Genomic DNA, 6382 nt, shown 5'->3' with positions numbered 1-6382 from the left:
CCATCGGCCGCGCCCGGGTGGGCGCGCGCGGGGCTCGGTGCGCTCCGCCGGCGGCCCCGAGGCGCGAGCGCAGCGCGCCGAGGCCGTCGTTCGTCACGTGGCCGGACCACACGAGCTCCCACAGGGCGTCGAGCGTCGGGCCGACGTCGGCGCCCGCCCGCTCGGCGAGCGCCGGCAGGAAGTACCCGCCCGAGCCGCGCAGGAGGTCGAGCAGGGTTTGCGGCAGGTCGCCGTCCGGCACGGGCGCCTCGTCGGGCAGCGTGAGCGGCGCCCACTCGGCCAGGTGCAGGCTGACGAGCCCGTCGCCGCCGCCCGAGCCGGGCAGGGCCGCGTGGCCGCACCAGACGACCTCGCCCGCGGTCGTCAGCTCGTCGAGCATCGTGGGCGTGTAGTCGGTGACGCGCGCGGGCAGCACGAGCGTCTCGAGGGCCGACGCCGGGACCGCAGCACCCGAGAGCTGCTCGACGACGCGCAGCACGCCGTCCGTCCCGCGCAGCCCGCCCAGCGCCTGCCAGCGCGGGAGGAACACGCCGAGCGTCTCGGACGGCACCGGCTCGACCTCGGCGCGCAGCGCCGCGAGCGAGCGCCGCCGCAGCACGCGCAGCACCTCGGCGTCGCACCAGTCGTCGCCCGTCCCGCCGATCGACTCCGGGCGCAGGCGCCCGCGCACGACGAGCCGGGCCGCCTCGAGCCGCTCGAGGGCGTGCACGACCACCGCGACGCCGAGGCCGAGACGTGCGGCGAGGTCGTGCGCGCTGAACGGCCCGCGGGTGCGCGCGTGCCGGCGCACGAGGTCGCCGAGCGGGTCGGGCACAGGCTCGGTGAACACCTCGGGGATGCCGACGGGCAGGGCGACGCCGAGCGCGTCGCGCAGGCGCCCGGCGTCCTCGACGACCGCCCACTGGCGCGCGCGCTCGTCGGGCACGCCCGCGAGGCGCACGGCGATGACCCGGCGGGCGGACTCGAGCTCGCGCAGCCACTCGCCGACGGCGACCCGCACGTCCGCGCGGGTGCGTTCCGCCAGCTCGTCGGCGGTGAGCGGACCGAGCCGGCGCAGGACGTCCCACAGGTCCTCGGCGTGGCGCGCCTGCCGCTCGGGGGCGAGCGCCCCGAGCTCCGCCTCGGTCCGCTCGATCGCCGCCGGGTCCAGCAGGTCCGCGAGCTGGGCGCTCACGCCGTCGCCGCCGAGCAGCTCGGCCAGCAGCGTCGGGTCGAGCGAGAGCGCCGCGGCCCGGCGCTCGGCCAGCGGGGCGTCGCCGTCGTAGAGGAACTGCGCGGTGTACCCGAAGAGCAGCGACTGGGCGAAGGGCGACGGCGTCGGCGTCGTCACCTCGACGAGGCGGACGCGGCCGTGCTCGAGGTCGCGCATGAGGCCGGTGAGCGCGGCGACGTCGAAGTCGTCCTGCAGGCACTCGCGCGCCGCCTCGAGCACGATGGGGAACTCGGGGTACTGGGACGCGACCGACAGGAGCTGCGCCGAGCGCTGACGCTGCTGCCACAGCGGCTGGCGCCGGTCCGGGCGGCGGCGGGGGAGCAGGAGCGCCCGGGCGGCGGCCTCGCGGAAGCGGGAGGCGAACATCACCGACCCGCCGAGCTCGGAGCGCACGGCGTCGAGCACCTCGTCCGCGTCGATGAGGAGGTCCTCGACGGGCACCGGGGCGTCCCCGCCCGGGCGGGCTGCGCCGTCGGCCTCGGCGGGCGCCGCGTCGAGCCACGAGTCTCCCGTGTCCGGCAGCCGCAGGACGATCCCGTCGTCCGCGTGCATCGCCGCGGCGTCGACCCCGTACCGCTCGCGCAGCCGCGCGGCGAGCACGAGCGCCCACGGCGCGTGCACCTTCGCGCCGTACGGCGAGTGCACGACGACGCGCCAGTCGCCGAGCTCGTCGCGGAACCGCTCGACCACGACCGTGCGGTCGTCGGGGACCCGGCCGGTCGCCGCGCGCTGCTCGTCGAGGTAGGAGACGAGGTTGTCCGCCGCCCACGGGTCGAGCCCCGCCTGGGCGAGCCGCTCGCGGGCGGCGTCGGCGTCGCGCGCGACGAGGGCGTCGGTCTCGCGCACCCAGCCGCCGAGCGCGCGGCCGAGCTCGGCGGGGCGGCCGGGGGAGTCGCCCTTCCAGAACGGCAGGCGGCCGGGGATCCCCGGCGCGGGCGTGACGAGCACGCGGTCGGGGGTGATGTCCTCGATGCGCCACGTGCTCGAGCCGAGGGTGAACGTGTCGCCCACGCGCGACTCGTAGACCATCTCCTCGTCGAGCTCGCCGACGCGCTTGCCGCCGCGCGGGGCGCGCTCGCGGGCCGACCCGTCGCCGTCCGCGTCGTCCCCGCCGGTCGTGGCCGCGGTGTCCGTCGCGAGGAACACCCCGTACAGCCCGCGGTCCGGGATCGTGCCGCCGCTCGTCGCCGCGAGGCGCAGGGCCCCCGGCCGCCCCGTGAGGCGCCCCGACGCACGGTCCCACACGATGCGGGCGCGCAGCTCGCCGAAGTCCTCGCTCGGGTAGCGACCGGCGAGCATGTCGAGCACGGCGTGCAGCGACGCGTCGCCGAGGTGCGCGTACGGCGCGCTGCGGCGCACCACCGCGGCGAGCTCGTCGACCGTCCAGGCGTCCACCGCGACCATCGCCACGACCTGCTGCGCGAGCACGTCGAGCGGGTTGGACAGCACGTGGAGCTCCTCGATGCCGCCCGTGCGCATGCGCTCGGCGACGACCGCGGACGGCACGAGGTCGCCGCGGTGCGTCGGGAACACGACGCCGTGCGAGACGGCGCCCACCTGGTGGCCCGCGCGGCCGATGCGCTGCAGGCCGGACGCCACGGACGGCGGCGCGCCCACCTGCACGACGAGGTCGACCGCGCCCATGTCGATGCCGAGCTCGAGGCTCGACGTCGCGACGACCGCCGGCAGGCGCCCGTCCTTGAGCTCGGTCTCGGTGCGGGTGCGCTCCGCGCGGCTCATGGACCCGTGGTGGGCGCGCGCGATGACGGGCTCGACGCCGGAGCTCGCGCCCGACTGCGCCTGGATCTGCGCGGCCGTGACCGTCCCGGGGTCGAGCACGTCCTCGCCCTGGCGCTCGGCCCACAGCTCGTTCATGCGCGCGGTGAGCCGCTCGGCGCCGCGGCGCGAGTTCGTGAACACGAGCGTCGAGCGGTGCCCCGACACGAGGTCGACGACGCGCTCCTCCACGTGCGGCCACACCGACGGCCGCGCCGGGCGAGCGAGGTCCGACCCGGTGGGCCGGGACGTCGCCGGGCCGGACAGGTCCCGCTCGCCGGGCGGGAGCGGGACGAGCGCCGGGAGGCCGTCCGGGCCGCTCGCCGTCGCGCCCGGTGCGCCGGGACCGGGGCCCGACGCGGCTCCCGGCGACGCGCCCGGGACGGGCGCCGACAGGTCCGCGAGGTCCGGGACCGGGACGACGACGTCGACCTCGATGCGCTTCGTGGCCGGCGGCTGCACGACGACGACCTCGCGCCCGCCCTCGGCCTCGGGACGGTGCCCGCCGAGGAACGTCGCGACCGCCTCGACCGGCCGGACGGTCGCGGACAGGCCGACGCGCTGCGCGGGCGGGCGCTCGTGCGCCTCGAGCAGCGCGTCGAGCCGCTCGAGCGACACGGCGAGGTGCGCGCCGCGCTTCGTCCCCGCGACGGCGTGGATCTCGTCGACGATCACGGTCTCGACACCGACGAGGCCCGCGCGGGCCTGCGACGTGAGCACGAGGAACAGCGACTCCGGCGTCGTGATGAGGATGTCCGGCGGGTGCGTCGCGAGCCGGCGCCGCTCCGTCGTGGGCGTGTCGCCCGTGCGCGTGCCGACGACGACGTCCGGCACCTCGCGGCCGAGCCGCACAGCGGCCTGGCGGATGCCCGCGAGCGGGGAGCGCAGGTTGCGCTCGACGTCCGCCGCGAGCGCCTTGAGCGGGGAGACGTACAGCACGCGCAGGCGCTGCTCGCGCTCGGGCACCGGCGTCGTCATGATCCGGTCGAGCGACCACAGGAACGCCGCGAGCGTCTTGCCCGAGCCGGTGGGCGCGACGACGAGCGCGTGCCGGTCGCCCGACACCGCGTCCCACGCACCCGCCTGGGCGGCGGTCGGCGCGTCGAACGCCCCCGAGAACCACGCGCGCGTGGGCGCGGCGAACCGCGCGAGCGGGTCGCCCCCCTCGGCGCCGGTCGAGGGGCCGGTCGAGGGGCCGGCCGAGGTTCCGCGCGGGCGGTCGGGCGGTGCGGGCGTCACCGGGCCATTCTCGCCGCGACCACCCACACGCGCCCGGGCACCGGCGCTGCCCGGAGAGGACCGTGCGCCACGCCCCCGCGCACGTGGCAGGCTGGTGCCGTGCGCTACCGCGAGTTCTGGGAGCTGGTCGACGAGGTCTTCGGCGACGCCTACGGGCGCACGCTCGCGCGCGATCAGGTCCTCACCGAGCTCGGCGACCGCACGGCCGCGCAGGCCGTCGAGGACGGCGTGGAGCCGCGCGTCGTGTGGCACGCGCTGTGCGACGCGCTCGACGTCCCCGACGCGCAGCGCTGGGGGCGCGACGAGCACCGGCAGGCGCCGCCGGCGCGCTGAGCCGCGCACGGGCGTCGCTCGTCGCGCATCATGGGCCCATGACCGACGCGCGCCGCGGGACCGGGCGACGGGCTCCTGCCGTGACCGCGGCGGACGTGCGCGGCGCGCTGTGGTCCCTCGTGTCGACCGCGGCCGGACTGGGCGTCGCGGCGTGGCTCGTCCCCGGCGTCGACGTCACGGCGGCCGGCTCGCTCCTGCTCGCGGCGCTCGCGGTGGGTGTCGGCGACGTCGTACTGCGCCCCGCGCTGCGGCGGGTGGCGCACGGTCTCGGGGTCGTCGGTGCGCTCGTGTCCGGCGTTGCGGCCCAGGTGCTCGTGGCGTGGGCGGCGCTGACCTACCTGCCCGGCTTCCGCACCGCGTCGTGGGCCGCGGTGCTCGCGGTGCTCCTCGTCGCGGGCGTGGTCATGGCCGTGGGGCGCTGGCTCGTCGGCGCGAGCGACAACGAGTACGTGCTCGGCGACCTCCTGCGCCGGGCGCGACGGCGGGCGGACCGGTCGCCGTCAGCACCGCTCCCCGGCACGGACGGCTCGGCGCCGGGGCCGGACGGGCGGCCCGCGGGGATGCTGGTCGTCATGCTCGACGGCGTGGCGCGGCCCACGCTCGACTACGCCCTGCAGGCGGGGCTCGTCCCGACGCTCGCGCGGTGGCTCGGCAGCGGCAGCCACCGGCTCGCCACGTGGTGGACCCGCGTGCCGGCGACCACGCCCGCGAGCACGCTCGGGATCCTGCACGGCACGACCGAGCACGTGCCCGCGTTCCGGTGGTGGTCGCGCGACCTCGGCCGCCTCGTCGTGACGAACCGGCCCGCGGACGCCGCCGCCGTCGAGGCACGCGCGAGCGACGGCGCAGGCCTGCTCGCGGGCGGGGGCGCCGCGGTGTCCACCATGTTCTCCGGCGACGCGGCGACCACGCTGCTCGTCATGAGCCGCGCGGCGGCGGGGCTCGGACCGGGCCAGCCGTTCGTCCGGTTCTTCGCCGGCCCGTTCGTGCTGGTCCGTGCCGTCGTGGTGGCGGCGGGCGAGCTCGTCAAGGAGCTGTACCAGGGCTGGCAGCAGGCCGTGCGCGGCGTGCGGCCGCGCGTCTCGCGCCTCGGCTGGTACCCCGTGCTGCGCGCCGCGACGAACGTGGTGCTGCGCGACCTCAACACCACGCTCGTGGCCGAGCAGCTCGTGCGCGGTACCCCGGTCGTGTGCGTCGACCTCGTCGACCACGACGAGATCGCCCACCACGCCGGCCCGCTGCGTCCCGAGTCCATGCGGGCCCTCGAGGGGCTCGACCGCGTGCTCGGCCTGTGGGAGCAGGTGGCCGCCGTCGCGCCGCGCCGGTACGAGGTCGTCGTGCTCTCCGACCACGGCCAGTCGCTGGGGGCGACGTTCGAGCAGGTCGTCGGCCGCACGTTCCTCGCGGAGGTGCGCCGGCTCATGGCGCAGCCGGGACGCACGACCGCGGGCGACCGGTCGGAGGACAGGCCGGGTGGCCGGCGCCGGGCCGCGGCGCCCGACACCGAGGAGTGGGGGCCCGCGAACGCCGCGCTCCACGCCCTGCGCCCCGGCGAGCACCGCTCGGACGACGTCGGGCGCATGCTCGTCGGGCCCGACCGCACCGAGCGCGCACGGCCCGCGGCCGAGGCAGGCGCGGAGCTGCCCGAGGTGGCGGTCGTCGGGTCGGGCAACCTCGGCATGGTGTGGTTCCCCCGGGCACCGCGCCGTCTCGCCGGGGACGAGGTGCGCGAGCGCTGGCCCGCGCTCCTGCCCGGTCTGCTCGCCAACCCGGCGGTCGGTGCCGTCGTCGTCCACGAGCGCCGCGCCGGGCGGCCGGGCA

3 protein-coding genes are annotated in these 6382 nt (G+C 78.0%); 2 read left to right on the top strand and 1 reads right to left on the bottom strand.

Annotated elements, in window-relative coordinates:
• On the bottom strand, window positions 1-4228 hold a 4228-nt coding region (locus JZ5iCDA_RS14520), incomplete at its 3' end, for a DEAD/DEAH box helicase (RefSeq protein WP_083260041.1).
• A 99-nt stretch (window positions 4229-4327) separates the two neighbouring features.
• Here JZ5iCDA_RS14520 and JZ5iCDA_RS14515 point away from each other — a divergent pair.
• Window positions 4328-4561 (top strand): DUF3046 domain-containing protein, encoded by a 234-nt coding sequence (locus tag JZ5iCDA_RS14515; protein ID WP_069387806.1) that lies wholly within the window; start codon window positions 4328-4330, stop codon window positions 4559-4561.
• A 38-nt stretch (window positions 4562-4599) separates the two neighbouring features.
• Window positions 4600-6382 (top strand): alkaline phosphatase family protein (locus JZ5iCDA_RS14510; protein ID WP_139123132.1); only part of this gene is annotated, 1783 nt, incomplete at its 3' end.

This window comes from Cellulosimicrobium cellulans (assembly GCF_001722485.1).
In the GTDB taxonomy this organism is placed as follows: Bacteria; Actinomycetota; Actinomycetes; order Actinomycetales; family Cellulomonadaceae; genus Cellulosimicrobium; species Cellulosimicrobium cellulans_A.
Note: the sequence above shows the minus strand (reverse complement) of the source record. Positions and strands in the feature narration are given on the sequence as shown.